Raw genomic sequence first — 19,083 nt, forward strand, 5'->3', positions numbered from 1 at the left:
AAAGAGAAACATGTATTAATGCAAAAACCTAATTTACAGGAAAGAATAGAAAGTATCTTTTAAATGAATCATCATCACACTCATGACGAGAATAAACACAAAAAATAAAACCAGCAATGCCCGATACACTTTCAATCACCCCTGTGTTTAGTTCGTTCTGTCTATATTTTATAATCATCTGTACCAATCCTCAAATGAAAAAATGACCATTTGTCGAATTTTGCGATTGCCCGGGAAATTACCTTGTCCATTCTTGATTCTTCAATAATTTGCGCCGGATCCGTTCCAATCTTTTATATAGGTCATTTGTCTCCGTTTGTTCTTTTCTCGTTCTTCCATGCCATCGCTTATAGTGGTCGAGTGCTTTTTCCGCAAAGGTATAGGCAGCCTCCAAATTTTTTTCTTTATGTTCATAATACTTGCTAAGCTCAATGAGGGCTTCTTTTTTCATGGCGATAGGCCCTTTTTCCGCTATTTCAAGCCATAGCGGTACAGCTTTCTCATACTGTTTTCCCTTTTTGTATTCTTTTGCCAGAAGCTGCTTTGCCCGAAAATCAACACTGCTATCTGTCTTTTTTTCTTCCACCAAGTCTTCTAAAGATCGCATTGCCTGTTTATTTTCGCCAATATAGTGGAACCATTTTGCCACTTGGTATTTTTCATTTTCTGTTTGATCGACAAGACCCAGAATTTGATAGGTTAAATGGATGTATAACGAAATGAGGCTAAGTATATCATGCTCATTATGCTTTAAAATGCCTATCATTCCATCCGGCTTTTTTCTTTCTACATAATCAAAATAAATCATCGGAGCCAAATAGCCGGGAACGTCATCCTTCCGTTCAATTCCTAAAATGCTCTTTTCCACATTGGACAGTTTAACGGACTCGAGTTTCTCTTTCCACATTCTCCGTGCAGCATGGAATAAATCAAAATGACCGAATTCCGGCAGCTTTGGAACATGCTCGCGGATTAAAGTATGTCGTGTTTTCACCTGTGGCCAGTCAAACGCTTTCCCATTGTAAGTAACCAATTTTTGGTAATCGATATTTTCCAAAAAACTTTGATAAAGTGCAATTTCATAACCCGGTTCAGGCAAAATATGCTGAACAACTTCCACTTGATGGTCCAATACACGGGCATGGCCCAATAAAAAGATCGTATTGCCCGCACCGTGTCCCAGCCCCGTGGTTTCCGTGTCAAAGAAAAACAGCTCATCATGAGATAGTCCCTTGGCTGATAAAGGATGGTCACCATCCCACTGGTTCCAATGCCGGACAGCTTCGATCAGCTCACGGAAACTGTACTTGCCATGGCGATGATCGAGGCTGTAAAACGATCGGCGAATCAAACAGTATTGATGGTCAAAAAAATAGGGCTCAGCTCCAGCTGCTCGCCATTCATCGAGGTAAGGAATCTCTTTCTCTTCTTCCTGTTCCGTTTTTGGCGGGTTTTGATCTAATCGGACCACTTCTTTGTCTCGTACTAAATGGGATTTCATTCGTTGCAGTTTACTCGATAACGACATGTTCCTCACTCCATCGGTTCATTGACCGCTTTAGCGAAAAGATCTAGCAGCCGTATTGTATGATCTTTGCCGTGCTTTGAAGCGACATCCGTTCCAATACAGGACGGACAGCCGTTCTCGCAAGGACAACTCTCAACCAACTCTTTTGCGCTGAAAATCATTTCTTTCATTCGGTTATACACTTCCGTGCTTAATCCAATGCCTCCCGGATAATGGTCATAAATAAAGATCGTCGGTTTTCCATTGTAATTTGCTTTTACTTGAGGCGCTATATGAATGTCCGAGGGATCGCATAGAATATGCAACGGAATAACGGCTTTTAAACTATGCGCAGCGCCAATCAATCCCTCTTCTAAATGTTCTTCGGAAAAAGTTTTTAAATCTTGCTGCAAAGAAATCCAAGCGGCACTCGTATGAATTTCCTCTTCCGGAAGATGAATAGGTCCTGAACCAATATTTTCATGGGTATCTAGTTTTATTTTTTTGAAAATAGTCGGAAGAATATGGATTCCTACATCACCAAAAGAGATTAGCGCCTGTTCATTTCCCCGCTGTTTGTCAATTTCCAACACTTGGAGCTGAATCGCGAGGTTGGCATCCGTATAATAATCTACATCCACTTCTCTTACATACGCTTTTTTTTCATCCCAATCCAATTTTTCAACTTGATATTGAATTCCCTGATGAAGATAAATCGCTTCTTCATGAAGAAGTGTCATGGCGCTAAAGCGGTCCATTTCCCCAATCACTTTGACATTGGCTGTTTCCGTCGTATCAATAATCACGACATTCTCTTGAGAAGCAGACCGCAAGCTGATATTATGAGCCGGGAACGAGTCGTTCATCCAATACCAACGTTCGCCTTTATAATGAAGAATTCTTTCCTCTGTCAAAAACTCCAAAATCTCTTCCACTTCTGCATTTCCAAACGTTTCTCCTTTTTGAAAAGGAAGTTCATATGCAGCACATTTTATATGGTCTACTAAGATGATTAAATTGTCTGGATTAATCCGTACTGTTTCCGGTTTTTTGTCCAAAAAGTAATCCGGGTGATTGACAATATATTGATCGAGAGGGCTGGAAGTAGCCACCATGATCACTAAAGATTCTCCTTGTCTTCTGCCGGCTCTGCCCGCTTGCTGCCAAACACTGGATACCGAACCTGGATAACCCGTCATCACACACGCCTGCAATTGACCAATATCCACGCCCAATTCCAGAGCATTCGTACTGACTACTCCGTAAATATCTCCTTTTCTTAAACCTTCTTCGATTTCTCGCCGTTCCGATGGCAAATAGCCGCCACGATAACCACGGATGGACTTAGGACCTAATTCATGCTGGACTAGTTCCTGCAAATAGGAAAGAAGCAGTTCCACCCGGACTCGGCTTCTAGCGAATACGATGGTTTGAATTTTGTTTTTCAACAGTTCGCCGGCTATTTTCCGAACTTCAAAAAGCGCGCTTCTGCGAATGTTCAGCGGCTTGTTGACGACCGGCGGGTTATAGAATACAAAATGCTTTTTCCCGCTTGGAGCGCCATTATTGTCGATCAAAGCCATAGGCGTTTCGCAAATCGCTTGCGCTAACTCCTTTGGATTCGCAATCGTCGCTGACGTGCAAATAAACACTGGATCGCTTCCGTAAAATCGGCAAATTCGCTTCAAACGCCGAATGACATTGGCCACGTGGCTGCCAAATACTCCACGATATATATGCAATTCATCAATAATGACAAACTTTAAATTTTCAAATAAGGAAACCCATTTTGTATGATGGGGCAAAATCCCGGAATGCAGCATGTCCGGATTGGTAATGACAATATGTCCGGCTTTTCGGATTTTTTGCCGGATTCCCGACGGAGTATCACCGTCATATGTATAACTATTAATATCAGCCCCAATTTCCATTATCATTTCGTTTAATTCGCTTTTCTGATCTTGTGACAACGCCTTTGTCGGAAATAAATAAAGGGCTCTTGATGAAGAATCGGACAAAATGGATTCAAGAACAGGTAAGTTGTAGCACAATGTTTTTCCCGAAGCAGTGGGGGTCACTACGACAAAACTCTCACCATTTCTAGCTTTCTCATAAGCTGCAAGCTGGTGAGTATAAAGACGATCGATCCCCCGTTTTTGAAGCCCTTCTTTCAATAAAGGATGAAGCGTTTTTGGAAAGGGAGCTGTTTTCGCTTCTTTTTCGGGAATGGTATGCCAATGAACAATCTGATCCTTGATGGATTCATCCGTTTTCAGCCACTCAATCGCTTCTTGTATCGTTTTTTTCTTTTCCATTTCATCGTTCACCTCAATACTGCCTATTGTACCGAATAAACGTTCTCTTTAAAAGAAAAAAGTTGCACCATATAACACCCGCAAACGGCAGTCACCTCTCCAATATTTTGGCATATTGTAAATGAAGAGAACCGATTGAAGAAAGGAGAATAGAAAATGGCGATGGACAGCCATCTTCCAGAGAAACCGAAAAAGCACAATACGTTTGACGACTGGATGAAATCCATGAACGGCATTTTTCCTGAGCGGCCGATGAAAAATTTCTTAAAGCACATCGATGAATTTTTTGCCGGCTCTTTTCCGGTGGAAATGAGAGAAAAAGAAAATGAATACTGGATATTGGCTAAACTGCCCGGTGTATCAAAAGAACAAATTGGAATAGAAATCAATGCTCAATTTGTCACTATTACCGTTTCTGAGCGAGAGTATGTACTGGAGGAAAATGAGAAGCGGCAAATCGTGCAAGAGCAAACTTCTTTTAGGAGACAATCAAGAACGATTCCTCTCCCTGCACTGGTTAATGAAAAAATGGCAAAAGCGAAGTACAAAGACGGCCTGCTAACATTGATTTTACCGAAAAAGAAAGGGAAAATAATTGAACTATCCGATTGACATGATTTTTTTGCAAACCACGTATGAAAACCCGCCTTCCAAAACGGCGGGTTCTTTCATTTCCTGGGTTGAATCCTATGATTGTTTAAATACGCTGCCAAACCCTTTTACCACACTCGAAAATTGATTCATTACCGCCATCATCTGACCGGCAGTGTTAATCATTTTGTTCATATCCAAGGTGCCATCCTGATTTTTGAAAGAATTCATGATCGTGTGAAATCCGCCTGATGGCGGTTTCATTAAGTTGCCTTTCGGGTATGGATGCAAATAGTTTATTTGTGTGGGGACAGTATGTTTCTTAGGATGCAGCGGATTTTCAAATAAGTCGCTGCTGTTCGTTGTTGCCGGGGGCTGATTCGGGATTGCGGGATAAACGAAAGAACTCCCGGCATTTTCCGCATTTAAAGGATCATAAGCTTGATAAGGGTAGTGAGCATAATGATGAAAAATGGGACCAGACTGGCCATGAGGTAAAATTTCATAAGGTTGGCCTGGATCAGCTTGATAATGAGCCAAATACGGATAACCGCTAGTCGTTTGCCTCCGCATCATGTTTTCTCCTTTCTCTATTTCTGTTGATTTATTTTATGTGGCAAAAGTTGAAAAGTGAATTCATAATTTTCCGATAATGTCGATATTTGTATATCTATTTTTTACAAAAATGTGTCCAAATAAGTGGCTATTTATGTTAACATAAAACAAAAAAAGAGGGGGTTGATAAAATGACCATTCACGAGTTAAAAGAAAAATTTCTGGAAAAAAAATCTTACCCGCCGCGAGATTTTAATCAGCTTCTTGATTTTGCCAGAAATTTGTATTTGTTGAATGAGCTGCCTCTCAGAGACTACAGAGACGTTGTTCGTGATTTAGAAACCGCCGGAGCAATCAGTCCCATTGTCTTGGAACAATCGTTATGGAAGAATACAACTTCTGCTTTATAATCTCAATAAAGAAGCGGATTTTAAAAGGTTAGTCCGTCCCTTTTAAAATCCGCCTCTTTTTTGTTTCCGCCTTAAAACTCCCTTTATGCGCCCTTACGAAAATATTCCGCCCATATGATTCTATTCCTTGTCTGATGATTGAAAAATGAAGTTTTACGATTCATTGTCATTAATCACATTTTTTGAGGATTCTCCATCATGAACATTCCGTTTTACTTCATTTAAAACATACTCCACTGTATGAACGGTTTGCTTAAAACGACTGTAGCTAGTTTTTGGAAAAAAGGCTTGTACAGCGATGATTTGCAAATTTTCTAATGTCGCGGTTATTTGTTGTTTATGGATGTACTTCGGTTTTTGACTCATAAGCCACTTTTTTGCTTCCGCTTCCCATTCATAACTTAACGATTTCATTTTGTCTGCAAAAGGCTTCACTTCCGTATAAAAATCCATTTCTTTCCCCGTTGATCGAACGGTTTCATACACTTCATCCGCCTGCTGAACAAGCTTTAACAGTTCGCTAGTTAATATCCATAAATTTGATTGTCCAGCCATATACATCCCCCCTTTAATCATAAAACAAGATCTAACCAAATCATCTTTAATCAATGGGGCTGCCGTTTCAAGCACTGAATAAAAGTTTCGTGCAAAGCGGATACGTACAAAAGGAAAGAATGAAAGACGCAAGATAAAAGGATGGTCCAAATATCGAAAATATAATGAAAACGGCTTTTGGCGAATCAATATGAAAGACTTTGACATTCCCGCTGACAAGAATAAAAAAAGCAGCTTATTTATCATCTATAAGCTACTAAAAAAACTATAACGAAACTGTTCTTCACAACGCAAGTTTTCTAACAGATGAAGGGTTCATTTGTGTATAGGAAATGTATTCCACATTTGCTTCAATATCTGCCAATTGGTCCATAAGCCATTTTTTTTGCTTTTCAATCGATTGAAATCCCGCTTCTTTCTCCTGATGAATACTGACCGTCAAAAGATCATCCATATCTTCGACTTTCTCTTCTATTTGCTCAAACAACTTTAAAATTTCTTCTCTTTGTATCATAGAATTTCCTCTCCTTTCCTTCAAGGTATTACCCATATTCTTGATTTTTTTGCCATTCCCTGCCTTCTTGACAAAACTAGATGCCATTCGGCAAAGAAAGAATTTTTTTAACAGAATGGGCTATTCTTTTCCTTCTTTCACCGTATTTTTCCTTTCCGAAAAGCTAACAATAGGACGGGAGGTGTACAATATGGCTGAGAAAAAAGAACAAAAGCCGAAAAACCAAGGTACTCGTTCTGAGACAAAATCCGCCTATGGTGACAAAAAACTCTCGGGACCTAACCGCCCATCAACGTAGTCCATCATTCATTCAAGACCGAAAAAGCAAGGAATTCCTTGCTTTTTTGGATTCTTTTTATATCTTTTTCATCAAGCTTGCCCATTGGAGTTGAATCTGCTTTTGAACAAACCATTCTGTTAAATGGACGGGTTTTCCAGGTTCGGAATCCATAAACCATTCATCTTTGATGACCGCTTCTTGCGACCAGTCTCTCCTTGTATGTATATGATGTTCCACGATCGGAAATGCCCATCGAAGCATGGGCGTCTGGCTATAAAACGGCTTTTTCATAAAACGCTCGTAATCTTTCCGCGAACCAGTATGCTCCACCTTTCGAGCAAATAACAAAAAATGAGGATAAAGATCCGTATGAAACAAGATATGAGCCAACCGCTTTCCTAAATCGATTCGCGCATCCACGTTGCGAAACGAGGTCACGCTGGAACCGTATAAATTTCCATTGATCGTCGGAAATAAAACCGTGCTGAAATGCAAACATTCCTCCACCCAAAACAGCAATGAACGAAAAACTTTCTTTTTGTACAGAGGATGTTTTAATATCGGTTCTTGAATAACGTTTTGTTCATTGATGATAAGTGCTTTCAGCAGCCGATCTCCGTCTTTTTCCACCCAAAAGCGCTCCCATTCTTCAATCATAAATTGGGAAACGCCCCAGCGATCTAAACTTCGAAAAAGAGGGAGATTTTCTAATTTGGAGAAATGATATAGAAGCAATTGCGGATACGCATCACGAAAAATCAGCCAATTGGCTCTTTCATAAGCTAAAAACATATGGTCCCTAGTTTCTTCTTCTAATAACGTGATCAATTGTGGACTTTTTAAATCACACATATTATATCCAGCATTTCTGGATACCATCGACGCCAAAAAAGCCCATTTTATCTCTGGGTGATGGCGGTAAAAATGAAAATAAGCGCTCGTTCTGCTGATATTATCCATGTTATGGCGCCAAACTGCCTTTAAAATAACGTCTTCCATTGAGGAAAAACGGTCAGCACCAACGATTTTGGAAAAAATACAACGAAAAAATAAGGTTTTGTTCATATATCTCGCCTCTTTTCCATATATAAGCTTATGATAGCGACAATTTCAGATTTTTATTCCCCCATTTCGGCTCGGTTTCTGATATGATATGTAGTAGTCTGCGAGGTGTTGATCGTGGAGTTTCATTATCCAAATGGAAAAAAATACAATCCTTCTCAACAACAAATAGCGAAAAAAGGGCATTCAAAACCGATACGATACGGCAATCGAGGAATGACTCTCGAAGAAGATCTCAATTTGACCAATCAGTATTATTTAGAAATTGGACATGCTGTCATTCATAAAAAGCCGACACCTATTCAAATTGTTCAAGTAGATTATCCGGCAAGGAGTGCCGCTGTGATCAAAGAGGCTTATTTCAAACAGCCATCCACTACAGACTATAACGGAGTATACAAGGGGAGATATATTGACTTTGAAGCCAAAGAAACGAAAAACTTGCACTCTTTTCCACTGCAAAATTTTCACGAACATCAAATCCGCCACATGATGCAAGTGGAACAACAAAAAGGCATCTCCTTCGTTATTATCCGTTTCACCACAACGGATGAAGTGTTCTTGCTTCCGAGCCAACATCTTTTTCGATTTTGGGAACGGATGAAAAACGGGGGAAGGAAATCCATCAAAAAAGAAGAAATTGAAAATTATGGGAAAACTATTCCGATTAAGTATCAACCTCGCATTGATTATTTGGAAGTGGTAGACATTCTTTACCATTCTTATTTTTAATTTCTGCCAAAAAACCCATAATGATATCAAAGTAGAAAGCGATTAGGTTTTTATTTTTGAAAGTGAGGAGTAAGCTTATGGCTGACCAATATAAATCACGCACAGAACGACGAAGACAGCAAAGCAAAAAACCAAAAAAGAAGCGAAATGGCGGTTCTTTGGCCAAACGTATCCTGTTATCATTGGTGATTGTCGGTCTCGTCATGTTGGTGGGCGGGATTGGAACGTTCGCCTACTTCATTAAAGACGCGCCTAAATTAAATGAATCGATGCTAAAGGACCCCATTCCTTCCAAAATTTACGACAAGGATGGACACTATATTACCTCGGTGGGATCCGAAAATCGGGACTATGTCAAATATGACGAGGTCCCCAAACTAGTGAGAGATGCGATCATTGCCACCGAAGATGCCCGTTTCTACCAACATCACGGGATCGATATTATTCGAACCATTAAAGCCATTATCAGCAATGTGACAAACGGTTATGGTTCCCAAGGCGGAAGCACCATCACTCAGCAAGTAGTCAAAAACTCATTTTTGACTCATGAAAAAACGATTAAACGAAAAGTACAAGAATGGTGGCTGGCATATCAGCTAGAACGTAAATATACAAAAGCACAAATCTTTGAAATGTACGTCAATAAAATTTATATGTCTGATGGCATATTCGGAATTAAAGCAGCGGCAAAGCATTACTTTAATAAAGATCTGAATCAATCTGACGGAAGCAGCCATGCTGGCCGGTATGCCACAAAGCCCGAATAATTACAATCCGTTTGAACATCCGGAACAAGCAGAAAAACGAAAGGATATCGTTTTATCATTGATGAAACAACACAGGAAAATTACTGAACAGCAAATGCGTCAAGCGGAAGCGGATCATGTCACTCATTATCTTGTCCCTCCATCCAAACGAAAAGTCGATACGGCGGATAACAAGTATGGTGCTTTTATCGACCTTGTCGTGGATGAAGTGAAAAACATGGGCGGCTACAACGCTTATTCCGATGGATTGAAAATTTACACCACTTTGGATCCGGATGCCCAAAGCTATGTAGAAAATATGATGAACACCAATGATGTCATTCAATATCCGGATGACAAGTTTCAAGCCGGGCTCGTTCTTTTAGATACGAAAACTGGTGAAATTCGTGCAATCGGAGGCGGAAGAAATCAAAAAGTAAGAAGAGGCTATAACTATGCTGTCGATGCCCACAGACAGCCAGGTTCTACGATTAAGCCTCTCATCGATTACGGTCCTGCGATTGAATACTTGAAATGGTCCACCTACCACCAGCTGACCGATGAGCCTTACAGCTACTCAAACGGACAACCGATTCGCAATGCCAACGGCACCTATAAAGGCCAAGTATCGATTCGAAAAGCGCTGCAATGGTCTTACAATATTCCGGCTTTAAAAACATTCCAAGCCGTCGGTCCTGATAAAGCAAGCGAATTCCTTTCCAACTTGGGAATTCATTTCGACCATATGTATGAGTCATACGCCATCGGCGGAATGGATCAAGGTCCTTCACCGCTCCAAATGGCAGGTGCATACGCGGCGTTTGGTGATAACGGTATTTACCATAAACCGCATTGTATTAAGAAAATTGTGCTGCGCGATGGCGAAACGGAAATCAAAAATCAGATTGACCCGCAAATTGCCATGAAAGACTACACCGCCTATATGGTGACGGATATGTTGAAAGACGTCGTCAAATCCGGTACAGGACAAACGGCGAATATACCTGGACTTCCTTTAGCAGGAAAAACCGGAACGACCAACTATGATGAAGAAACGCGGCAAAAGTATGGTATTCCTGATTATGCCAACAAAGATTCGTGGTTTGTTGGCTACACTACAAAATATTCAATGGCCGTTTGGACCGGCTATCCTGAACCGAATAAAAACTATTTAACTCCTGAAGAATCCAAAATTGCTCAGAAAATGTTTAAAAACGTGATGGCGCATGTTTCCTCCAATACGGAAACAAAAGACTTTAAAAAACCGAAAAGCGTTGTCGAATTGCCGATTGTAGCAGGATCCGATCCGCCACGGATAGCCAGCAAAAGCGTGCCGAGGGATAAGGTTGATTACGAATTATTTGTCCGCGGAGAAGAACCGACCCAATACTCTGATGATTCTTCAGAGGACAATAACCAAGAAAAGAAAGACGATAAGAAAGAGGAGGAACAAACCGTTTCTGCACCATCTGGTTTAAGCGGACAGTACGATCCGTTAACACAAAGCATCACGTTATCATGGAATTACGATCAACCGGCCTCGTTTGAAGTGACTGCCTCTTCAAGCCAAGGCACTACGACTCAAACGACGAATGGTACGTCCATCGTGATTTCCGGCGTCCAACCTGGTTCAACTTATTCATTTTCAGTGGTGGCCATTGTAGATGGCAAACGCAGTGCACCTGCTTCTACGAGCGTAAATGTTCCAGGTGAAGAAAATTCGGATCAATCACAAGGCAATAATCAAGGCCAAGGAACGACGAATCCAAATGAGAACCCAACCGACAACAATAACGGAAATGAAAACAGTAATAACGGCATGAACGGCGGTAACAATAATAATGACAACAGCAACGGCAATAATGGCAATAGCAATAACCAAAATCCAGAGCAACCAAGTAACAACACAGGAAATGGAAACCAAAGCGGCGGTAATGGAAGCAATAACCATACACAGCCAAGTCAACCGAATCAGCCATCTACACCGTCCAATCAAAATAAACAACAACCCGTTTCAGGACAATCAACGAAGGGTTCGGCTTCGACCAACAGCGTTCCGCCTAACGAATAATAGACCTGCATCCATGACCAAGGGGATTTTTCCTCTTGGTCTTTAAAATTTGATTTTCAAGAGAAATGACAAAAAAAGGACTACCCCTTCTTGCTTTTCACAATGATCTTACGTCTTCCAAGATACTGTGAAAACGAAGGAGTAGTCCTTTTACTTTGCTTCTTTTTGTTTCCGTTTTTGAATAGTAGCCATTTTAGCATATTGCTTATACTGTTCTGTAAACAGTTCATCCAATTGCCTGAAAGCAGGATAACTATTTGGCCTTTCCATAATAAATTGAAGCCGTTCAGCTCCATTTACGGGTTTAGCATAAAATCCATCCATTTTCTCTTTCCAATTGCTAAGTTCGACCGGCGCAGAATTGCTCCAAAACATCAACATAAAAAACAACGCTATTCCTGCCCTCATCTCGCTTTTAAGTACTTTTTCTCTTTTGGAGAATTTTCTTTCTAACCCTTCTCGAATTTTTTCCCATTTGTTCAATAAAATCGGAATCGATTTTTCTGGATTTTCCCAAGGGTACTCTTCTATTGGACTATTCCAATAAAAAGACAACTCAAAAAGAAAATAAGGAAATTTCTCCAGTTCTGCTGCTGATAACGGTGCTTGATTTTCATCGAACGGTTTTGAGCGCAAAAAGAAAAAATCGTCCTCAAGCTCCTTCGGTAGTTCTCTTTGCTTCTTCAAGCCCTTTCTTCCCCTTCATTCTTTTTTTTCCTTCACGGCACAAAGACAATAACGGGCATTCTTCGCATTTCGGCGATTGCGCTTTGCAGTGATACCGTCCAAAAAAAATAAGCCGATGATGAGTGATGGACCATTCCTCTTTCGGAACCTTCTTCATAAGAGTTTGTTCCACTTCCCACACACTATCTTTCCAGCGGCAAATTCCTAATCGCTTGCTCACTCTTTCCACATGAGTATCCACCGCTATGGCCGGCTGTCCGAAAGCAATCGAAACGACGACATTCGCGGTTTTCCTTCCAACTCCGGGCAATTCCATCAGTTCCTCTTTCGTTTCCGGTACTTGCCCTTGATGTTTCTCGATAAGTATTTTGCACAATTTTTGAATGTTTTTTGCCTTAGTGCGATAAAGCCCGATGGATCTAATATCTTGTTCCAGCTCCTCTAACGGAACACGAACATAGTCTTCCGGTCTTTTATATTTTTGAAATAATGATTTTGTGACTTTATTAACATGCGCATCGGTGCTCTGGGCAGACAGCACTACAGCGATCAGCAGCTCGAATGGATTTCGGTGATTCAGTTCCCCTTTCGCATTGGGAAACATTTTGGCTATTACGTCTAAACAGTAGCGAATTTGCGATTTTGTCAACATCATCGTCACCGCCTTTCTCTCTAAAAATAGACTGACCCATTGTCCGTAAGATTGTACGGATGCCGAACAAAAATACTTTTACGGTCCTGTCCTTTACGCTCTCTTTTTAACCGTTTTGAAAATGGGCAATGATGAAAAAACATGTTTATTTCTCCAGCCAATTATAAAAAGGAACAGCTTTATGGGATTTTTTAGGTTGAGTGGTTTGTTGTTTTCCTTGTCGAAAACGCTGGCTGTATTCTCTTGCTTGATCGATGGATTGTATTCCTTGTTTTTTCCATTCAAACAAAATTCGATCAATATAGCGGAAATTCAATTTCCCTGATATGACCGCTTCTCGAAGAGCCGCTTTAATCATGACGGGAGTATGGCCGTCTTGATCGATCCAAATCGCAAGTGTTTCACACTCTAACGGCGAAAGGGGTCTGCCGAATTCCTGCTCAAAGCAAGAGTACAAATCTTGCTCATGATCCCATGTTTTTTGAAGCTCTTCTTTTCTTTTTTCCATCAATAGGACATCCAAAAATTTTTCCCAAAGCGGCTGCAAAGAATACCTTTCGTAGCCGGGCTTTTCTCCTTCTTCAATGGCAATATATTGCATTTGAACAAGTTTTCGCAGTATACGTGCGCATTCTGCTGCAGAAATGGTCATTGTATCCGAAATTTCTTCCGGCGTAGGAAAGTGGATTCCTTTTTCTATGAAACGGTTTAACTGCAAAAGCAACACCAATTCTGTTTCCGTCAAATTCAATCTCGTATAATGGGTAAGAAGCAACTTGGAAACATTCACCGTTCCTTCTTCCAACCAAAATTTCATCAGCTCTTTTTGATCCATTTCGGACACCTCAATCAATAGTATAGCATGGGGATAGCAGAAAGAGAATGTAAATCCCCCTAGCATGATGTCATAATGTAAAACGTTTTTCCATTCGATCGCTTTCTTCTCTTCATCCGCGTGCTGGCTATATATGTAGGTCTGCTCACCTGAAAATCACAAATGAAAAAACCACATCATCATAAAATGAAAATGTGGTTTCTCATCACAGTCAGCATTTCTAAAACTCCCATTTCTTCAATGGAAAATAAAGAAATGCTGACAGCCTTCTCTTTCATTCAGACTGATATTTTAAGATGGATGATCTTTTTGTTCATTAAGGATACAAACGATTCAGCAAGCGTGGGAACGGAATCGTTTCACGTACATGTTCCACTCCGCTAATCCATGCAACTGTTCTTTCCAATCCTAGACCGAACCCTGAATGAGGGACAGAACCGTATTTTCTCAAGTCCAAATACCATTGATAAGCATCAAGCGACAAGTGATATTCTTCAAGGCGTTTCTTTAACAGATCGTAATCATGAATTCTTTCTGATCCGCCAATAATTTCACCGTATCCTTCCGGTGCGATTAAATCAGCGCACAGAACTACTTCGGGTCGGTTAGGATCAGGCTGCATATAGAAAGGTTTTATTTTAGCCGGATAATGAGTGATAAAGACCGGTTTTTCAAAGTGCTCGGCAATAGCGGTTTCATGGGGTGCCCCAAAATCTTCTCCCCATTCAATGTCTTGAAATCCTTTTTCATGAAGAAGTTCTATCGCTTCATCGTATGTAATGCGTGGGAAAGGCGCTTGCACTTTTTCCAGTTTGCTCGTATCTCTTTCTAAACGTCCTAATTCCAATTGACAATTTTTCAGCACGGATTGAACGATATAGGATACATATTGTTCTTGCAATTTCAAACTGTCTTCATGCTCATAAAAGGCCATTTCCGGTTCAATCATCCAAAACTCAATAAGATGGCGGCGTGTTTTCGATTTTTCAGCCCGGAACGTAGGACCAAAAGAAAATACTTTTCCAAAAGCCATCGCGGCTGCTTCCATATAAAGTTGGCCGCTTTGAGACAGATAGGCGTCTTCGTCAAAATATTTTGTATGGAAAAGCTCCGTTGTTCCTTCCGGTGCACTTCCTGTCAAGATCGGCGGATCAATCTTCACAAAACCTTTCTGATTAAAAAATTCGTATGTAGCTCGAATAATCTCGTTACGGATTTTCATAACGGCATGTTGTTTCCGCGACCGGAGCCATAAATGGCGGTGATCCATTAAAAATTCCGTTCCATGTTCTTTAGGGGTGATCGGATAATCGACTGCCTCATGGATCACTTGAATGTCTTTCACTTGTAACTCATAACCAAATGGAGACCGGGCGTCTTCTCGAACAATTCCTGTTACGTAAAGCGACGTTTCCTGTGATAAAGATTTCGCTTTTTGAAAGACTTCTTCCTCCACTTCGTTTTTCACTACGACTCCTTGAATAAATCCCGTTCCATCACGCAATTGCAAAAAAGCAATCTTTCCGCTGGAACGTTTATTTGATAGCCAAGCACCAATGGTTACTTCTTGGCCAATATATTGACTCACTTCTGAAATTGTACTTTTCATGTATACATTCCCTCCAAGCAGTACCACAACGTTCAAATCCATTCGCTCTCTATTATACATTTCCCACTTCAGTCAATCAATGGTGCCTGACCCCCTTCACGCTTTAAAGCGTAAAGGGGGTCAGGCACCGCCTTAAATATTGGTCATTTTCTTCCACCATTTGCCGTTTTTGAAAAGGACATAGTAATAATTTAAGTCCCCTTCTTTATCCAAATAAGCCATTTCCCATACCGGTCCGACTTCTTCCATGCCGAGATGCACAGATAAAAGTTTTGCCGGTTTCTCATCTTGATATAGTTTATCTATCGCTTTTTGTTCGGAAATCCCATTCGAATATTTGTCATATAGGATTTTATCTTTTCGCTGTTTCGGAATCCAAGCTACCATTTTTTCATGCTTTTTATTTTCGCCGATCAGCACATAATACGTTTTCTTACTGTTGTATAAATAGAATTTATCCACAGTCGAAATGATTCCGTGGTCTTTGGCTACTTTCAACGCTTCTTCTTCCGCTTTTTGATAAGGCTTTTTAGCACTTGCATAAATATAGGTGGAAAAGGCTAAAACCACCACCGCTATAATTGCGATTATCATCATAACTTTTTTCATAGTATCACTTCATTCAGGTACGATATATTGTAAAAACAGCTTTTTTCGGATCATTTGGATCCAACGCCAATCCGAACATTAAATCTTTTCGCTTTAATGTTCGATTCAAAGCATCGACAATTTTGTACAAATCGGGATGATAATTGATCATCACTGTCTGCAGAACCTCAATTTTGCTCTCCATTCGAAACCTCCAATACTTTTTTGCTTTTCGAAAGAAGTGGTCTCGAACCGAACGAAAGACACACTCTTCCAGCGACACCGCTAGCGATTGTTTATTCCGAATACCATTATAACAAGAATCTTGAAAAAATCAGTAACCAATATTCATAAAAAATGTCGGCCATTGCACTTTGCATGGCGGATCTTCGTTCAAGACCATGAAACGGCAATACTGCCCATCGTTCCATTTACCCTTCAAGGTGTTCACGCGGAATTCTCTATTATCCATCCTCCACCGAATAAAAGAATCCTCCCGCGCACATTCCCCCCAATCCACCGAAGTTTTTCTCTTCGGCTTGACGCTCCAAAAGGGTTTTTTAAAGCCAATCTTCAATGACTTGAATGACTTCCGGCAAAGAAGCATGGAGAATGGGTACTTTCGGAATCGATTGTATAAACGCTTTTCCATATCGAGCCGTAGTGATTCTACGGTCAAATACGATAATGATTCCCCGATCTCGCTCTGTTCGCATCAACCTGCCAAACCCTTGTTTAAAACGAATGACCGCTTGCGGGAGAGAAGAATGGTAGAACGGATTTTTTCCTTCTGCTCTAAGTGCCTCTCCTTTTGCTTGAAAGAGCGGATCATCCGGAGGAGTGAAAGGAAGCCGAACGAGAACCAAGCAAGAAAGATCTTCTCCCGGAATATCAACCCCTTCCCAAAAACTGCTAGTGCCAAAAAGAATCGCCTTTTCGAATTTTTGAAAGTGGCGAGTCAATCTCACTTTACTTCCATTCGTAATTCCCTGGGCAATTAAAACAAAATCTTCGAGGAGTCCGCTTTCCTTCATCAAAAGATACGTATTCTTCAACATATCATAGGATGTAAAAAGAACAAGCATCCTACCATTCGTAGCTTCCGCGACAGCACTTAAATAATCCGCCAATACTTCCACGTATTTCTCGCTTGTTACATCCTGAATTTCAGGAACATCATTAGGAATGATCAGCTTGCAATTTTTTTCATAATGAAACGGGGAAGGAAAGATGGCTTGTCGAAACCTTTTTTCCGGAATCCCTAGTTCCTCAGCGAAATGTTGGAATGAACGATTTACCGATAAAGTGGCGGATGTAAAAATGACGCTTTTTTTCCCATCGATAAATTGTTCCATCCGTATTCGATCTAAGCCGGCGGGACGGCACTTAATTTTCAAATGATTTTGCGGCATTCGGACATCGCCTTCCATCCAAATGACAGCCGGCTGCTTCGATCCTTCTATTATTACATTCTTGAGATCGTTCATCCACTTTTTCCAGCTTTCAAGCAAGTCATACAGCTTTTCGATCATCGCCGCTTCATCCAAAGTCAAGTCTGTTTCCAGCTTTTTGGCCAACATTAGTCTTTCTTGCAAACTATGATGAATCATTTTCATCAATTCATACAATCTTTCGGTTGAATAGAGTAATTCTTTCCAATATTTCATTTTTCGTTCTTGTTCGCCAACTCGAATCTGTACTTTATTCCAACTGTTAGGCTTCTTTTTCGCCAAGTGAAGGAAAAAGGCGGAAGCGGCATTCATCCATTCGTTCATTTCAAAAGCAATTTGGTGTAAATCATGATCGGTTTCAAAGAAATGAATCGTTGCCTCTTTTCCGTGCTTTTTCAGCAATTCTTCGCATTGAAAGAACAGTTGTTTTTGCTCCATCGTTCCGATCTGTTGATACATCCATTTCAATGCTCGCAAATCTATTTCAGTTCCCATCTGGTCTCCGAGTACATTCCCGAAATGATGGGCTTCATCTATAATGACTTGATTGTAATCAGAGATCAAATTTTGATCAGAAAACAAGTCTTTTGCCAATATGGCGTGGTTGGTCACGATAATATCGGCTTGTTGCGCCTGTTTTCTCGCATGCAAATAAAAATCTTTTTCCATCCAAGGGTTTTTGGAGCGGTTCAAAAATATATCTTCTTGCTTAATGCGAGCCCAATATAGTTCACCGCCGGAGGATAAATTCAATTCATTTTTGTCCCCGGTGGTCGTTTCCGTCAGCCAAACCAAAATCTGCATCTTAGTCAACGCTTCATCGTAATTGCTCGTTTCGTCGTTCAGGCTATTTTCAAATTGAAACAAGTCAATATAATGGCTGCGTCCTTTTAAAACGGCCGTTTGAACGGAAAATGGCAAAATCGCCTTCAATAGCACCAAATCCTTATTCATCAGCTGTTCTTGAAGCACCGTTGTGTACGTGCTAATCACAATCGGCACCTTATGCTGTTTACTGTAAAAAGCGGCAGGCAATAAATAAGCTAGCGATTTCCCGATCCCTGTTCCCGCTTCAATGAAAGCATGATTTGAAGAGTCCAGCGTTTCATAAACGCAATCCATCATTTCAAATTGAGCTTCTCTTATTTGAAACTGGGGGAATTCTTTCATATATTCTGCTTTTTCATTGGGAGAAGAGGGATACATCACGTCGTAGAGAAGGTCTTCTCTTTTTTGTATTTTTTTCTTTTTCAAGGCGATATTTCGATAGACTTCCAAATCTTCCGGCAAAGACTCGATCGATTGTTCTTTTTCATCCAGCACCGCTTGTATAACCGTGGAAATATCCGATTTTAAATGAGAAGAAAGCTGATGCAATTTTTTTAACGTGACATACGGCAATGACTTCAGCTTTTTCAACATCAAAAGTAAAATTTCCGCCGTCACATAAGCATCGCTGTCAGCTTGGTGAGGCCTTGAATGCAAAACTCCCAGTTCTTCCGCCAAATCGGACAGCTTATAACTGTCTTGCGTGGGGTACAGAAATCTGGCCAACTCCACCGTGTCTACTGTCTGCCCGTTAAATAGCGGAAAGTTCGCTTTTTCCAATTCTGTTTGTAAAAACGTTAAATCAAAAGCGGTATTATGAGCAACAAAAATCGAATGATCCAAAAGCGGACGAATATTTTGAGCAGCCTCTGAAAACAGCGGTGCTTGTTTTACCAGATCCTCGTGAATTCCCGTCAATTCTTCAATAAAGGCGGGAATGGCCGTCTCCGGGTTGATAAAGGTTGTATATTGATCAATAATCTGCTCACGCTCAATAATCACCAGGGATGCTTGTATAATTCGATCCCCTTTTTTCGGAGAATTTCCCGTTGTCTCTAAATCAACTACTACAAATCGTTGTGGTAACATCTAAGA

Annotated in this window: 18 protein-coding genes and 1 pseudogene; 6 read left to right on the forward strand and 13 right to left on the reverse strand. The window is 40.6% G+C overall.

Annotated features, from left to right (window positions below; all coding sequences use genetic code 11):
• Positions 1-238: 238 nt before the first annotated feature.
• Together NST81_RS10830 and NST81_RS10835 are read right to left on the reverse strand one after the other, a co-directional pair.
• Entirely contained in the window at positions 239-1,528 is a 1,290-nt protein-coding gene (locus NST81_RS10830) for a ribonuclease H-like domain-containing protein (protein WP_048623537.1), read from the reverse strand.
• A gap of 5 nt (positions 1,529-1,533) precedes the next feature.
• Complete coding sequence (locus NST81_RS10835; RefSeq protein WP_048623538.1) at positions 1,534-3,822, reverse strand: DEAD/DEAH box helicase; 2,289 nt, start codon at positions 3,820-3,822, stop codon at positions 1,534-1,536.
• A 156-nt stretch (positions 3,823-3,978) separates the two neighbouring features.
• Between NST81_RS10835 and NST81_RS10840 the strand changes: the two genes are divergently transcribed.
• Positions 3,979-4,434, forward strand: coding sequence for an Hsp20/alpha crystallin family protein (locus NST81_RS10840; RefSeq protein WP_082142301.1), 456 nt, complete (start codon positions 3,979-3,981; stop codon positions 4,432-4,434).
• Between the two features lie 75 nt (positions 4,435-4,509).
• Here the strand turns inward: NST81_RS10840 and NST81_RS10845 are convergent, their stop codons facing one another.
• Positions 4,510-4,986, reverse strand: coding sequence for a YppG family protein (locus tag NST81_RS10845; protein WP_053083248.1), 477 nt, complete (start codon positions 4,984-4,986; stop codon positions 4,510-4,512).
• Between the two features lie 173 nt (positions 4,987-5,159).
• On the opposite strand from NST81_RS10845, the gene yppF reads away from it, so the two are divergent.
• A complete protein-coding gene (yppF, locus tag NST81_RS10850; protein WP_048623539.1) occupies positions 5,160-5,378 on the forward strand; it encodes a YppF family protein in 219 nt (72 codons plus the stop codon).
• A gap of 153 nt (positions 5,379-5,531) precedes the next feature.
• On the opposite strand, the gene NST81_RS10855 is transcribed toward yppF, so the two are convergent.
• Positions 5,532-5,933 carry a YppE family protein gene (locus tag NST81_RS10855; protein WP_327824223.1) on the reverse strand — a complete coding sequence of 134 codons (402 nt, stop codon included), beginning with the start codon at positions 5,931-5,933 and terminating at the stop codon, positions 5,532-5,534.
• Between the two features lie 283 nt (positions 5,934-6,216).
• Positions 6,217-6,447, reverse strand: a complete 231-nt coding sequence (locus NST81_RS10860) for a hypothetical protein (RefSeq protein ID WP_048623540.1) — start codon at positions 6,445-6,447, stop codon at positions 6,217-6,219.
• A 190-nt stretch (positions 6,448-6,637) separates the two neighbouring features.
• On the opposite strand from NST81_RS10860, the gene NST81_RS10865 reads away from it, so the two are divergent.
• Positions 6,638-6,745 carry a spore protein gene (locus NST81_RS10865; protein ID WP_270583530.1) on the forward strand — a complete coding sequence of 36 codons (108 nt, stop codon included), beginning with the start codon at positions 6,638-6,640 and terminating at the stop codon, positions 6,743-6,745.
• A 57-nt stretch (positions 6,746-6,802) separates the two neighbouring features.
• Here NST81_RS10865 and NST81_RS10870 read toward each other — a convergent pair whose 3' ends face one another.
• Positions 6,803-7,792, reverse strand: coding sequence for a DUF2515 family protein (locus NST81_RS10870; RefSeq protein WP_244878002.1), 990 nt, complete (start codon positions 7,790-7,792; stop codon positions 6,803-6,805).
• A gap of 114 nt (positions 7,793-7,906) precedes the next feature.
• On the opposite strand from NST81_RS10870, the gene recU reads away from it, so the two are divergent.
• From recU to NST81_RS17665, 3 genes and pseudogenes are all read left to right on the forward strand, one after another.
• Positions 7,907-8,521, forward strand: coding sequence for a Holliday junction resolvase RecU (recU, locus tag NST81_RS10875; protein ID WP_048623542.1), 615 nt, complete (start codon positions 7,907-7,909; stop codon positions 8,519-8,521).
• Positions 8,522-8,790: 269 nt separating this feature from the next.
• Positions 8,791-10,429 (forward strand): annotated as a pseudogene (locus NST81_RS17660) (transglycosylase domain-containing protein); the annotation flags it as partial.
• A gap of 57 nt (positions 10,430-10,486) precedes the next feature.
• Positions 10,487-11,338 carry a fibronectin type III domain-containing protein gene (locus NST81_RS17665; protein ID WP_445662371.1) on the forward strand — a complete coding sequence of 284 codons (852 nt, stop codon included), beginning with the start codon at positions 10,487-10,489 and terminating at the stop codon, positions 11,336-11,338.
• A gap of 150 nt (positions 11,339-11,488) precedes the next feature.
• Here the strand turns inward: NST81_RS17665 and NST81_RS10890 are convergent, their stop codons facing one another.
• The 7 genes from NST81_RS10890 to dinG all read right to left on the reverse strand — a co-directional run bounded on the left by NST81_RS10890 (position 11,489) and on the right by dinG (position 19,077).
• Positions 11,489-12,025 (reverse strand): YpoC family protein, encoded by a 537-nt coding sequence (locus NST81_RS10890; RefSeq protein ID WP_048623544.1) that lies wholly within the window; start codon positions 12,023-12,025, stop codon positions 11,489-11,491.
• Positions 11,991-12,677, reverse strand: a complete 687-nt coding sequence (gene nth / locus NST81_RS10895; protein ID WP_040341728.1) for an endonuclease III — start codon at positions 12,675-12,677, stop codon at positions 11,991-11,993. The genes NST81_RS10890 and nth overlap by 35 nt, the downstream gene beginning before the upstream one ends.
• Before the next feature lie 145 nt (positions 12,678-12,822).
• Entirely contained in the window at positions 12,823-13,512 is a 690-nt protein-coding gene (locus tag NST81_RS10900; protein ID WP_048623546.1) for a DnaD domain-containing protein, read from the reverse strand.
• A gap of 316 nt (positions 13,513-13,828) precedes the next feature.
• Positions 13,829-15,121, reverse strand: coding sequence for an asparagine--tRNA ligase (gene asnS / locus NST81_RS10905; protein WP_048623547.1), 1,293 nt, complete (start codon positions 15,119-15,121; stop codon positions 13,829-13,831).
• A 132-nt stretch (positions 15,122-15,253) separates the two neighbouring features.
• Positions 15,254-15,730, reverse strand: a complete 477-nt coding sequence (locus NST81_RS10910) for a cell wall elongation regulator TseB-like domain-containing protein (protein ID WP_048623548.1) — start codon at positions 15,728-15,730, stop codon at positions 15,254-15,256.
• A gap of 13 nt (positions 15,731-15,743) precedes the next feature.
• Positions 15,744-15,914 carry a YpmA family protein gene (locus tag NST81_RS10915; protein ID WP_003355111.1) on the reverse strand — a complete coding sequence of 57 codons (171 nt, stop codon included), beginning with the start codon at positions 15,912-15,914 and terminating at the stop codon, positions 15,744-15,746.
• 355 nt (positions 15,915-16,269) lie between these two features.
• A complete protein-coding gene (gene dinG / locus NST81_RS10920; protein WP_341029874.1) occupies positions 16,270-19,077 on the reverse strand; it encodes an ATP-dependent DNA helicase DinG in 2,808 nt (935 codons plus the stop codon).
• Between the last annotated feature and the right edge of the window lie 6 nt (positions 19,078-19,083).

It is taken from the genome of Bacillus sp. FSL W8-0223, from assembly GCF_038006805.1.
Taxonomy (GTDB): domain Bacteria; phylum Bacillota; class Bacilli; order Bacillales; family DSM-4216; genus Bacillus_O; species Bacillus_O smithii.

Excerpts from the sequence above, each read along its gene's own strand:
- NST81_RS10830 (WP_048623537.1), bottom strand. The coding sequence starts at position 1,528 with ATGTCGTTATCGAGTAAACTGCAACGAATGAAATCCCATTTAGTACGA.
- NST81_RS10835 (WP_048623538.1), bottom strand. The coding sequence starts at position 3,822 with ATGGAAAAGAAAAAAACGATACAAGAAGCGATTGAGTGGCTGAAAACG.
- NST81_RS10840 (WP_082142301.1), top strand. The coding sequence starts at position 3,979 with ATGGCGATGGACAGCCATCTTCCAGAGAAACCGAAAAAGCACAATACG.
- NST81_RS10845 (WP_053083248.1), bottom strand. The coding sequence starts at position 4,986 with ATGCGGAGGCAAACGACTAGCGGTTATCCGTATTTGGCTCATTATCAA.
- yppF (WP_048623539.1), top strand. The coding sequence starts at position 5,160 with ATGACCATTCACGAGTTAAAAGAAAAATTTCTGGAAAAAAAATCTTAC.
- NST81_RS10855 (WP_327824223.1), bottom strand. The coding sequence starts at position 5,933 with ATGGCTGGACAATCAAATTTATGGATATTAACTAGCGAACTGTTAAAG.
- NST81_RS10860 (WP_048623540.1), bottom strand. The coding sequence starts at position 6,447 with ATGATACAAAGAGAAGAAATTTTAAAGTTGTTTGAGCAAATAGAAGAG.
- NST81_RS10865 (WP_270583530.1), top strand. The coding sequence starts at position 6,638 with ATGGCTGAGAAAAAAGAACAAAAGCCGAAAAACCAAGGTACTCGTTCT.
- NST81_RS10870 (WP_244878002.1), bottom strand. The coding sequence starts at position 7,792 with ATGAACAAAACCTTATTTTTTCGTTGTATTTTTTCCAAAATCGTTGGT.
- NST81_RS17665 (WP_445662371.1), top strand. The coding sequence starts at position 10,487 with ATGGCGCATGTTTCCTCCAATACGGAAACAAAAGACTTTAAAAAACCG.
- nth (WP_040341728.1), bottom strand. The coding sequence starts at position 12,677 with ATGTTGACAAAATCGCAAATTCGCTACTGTTTAGACGTAATAGCCAAA.
- NST81_RS10900 (WP_048623546.1), bottom strand. The coding sequence starts at position 13,512 with ATGGATCAAAAAGAGCTGATGAAATTTTGGTTGGAAGAAGGAACGGTG.
- asnS (WP_048623547.1), bottom strand. The coding sequence starts at position 15,121 with ATGAAAAGTACAATTTCAGAAGTGAGTCAATATATTGGCCAAGAAGTA.
- NST81_RS10910 (WP_048623548.1), bottom strand. The coding sequence starts at position 15,730 with ATGAAAAAAGTTATGATGATAATCGCAATTATAGCGGTGGTGGTTTTA.
- NST81_RS10915 (WP_003355111.1), bottom strand. The coding sequence starts at position 15,914 with ATGGAGAGCAAAATTGAGGTTCTGCAGACAGTGATGATCAATTATCAT.
- dinG (WP_341029874.1), bottom strand. The coding sequence starts at position 19,077 with ATGTTACCACAACGATTTGTAGTAGTTGATTTAGAGACAACGGGAAAT.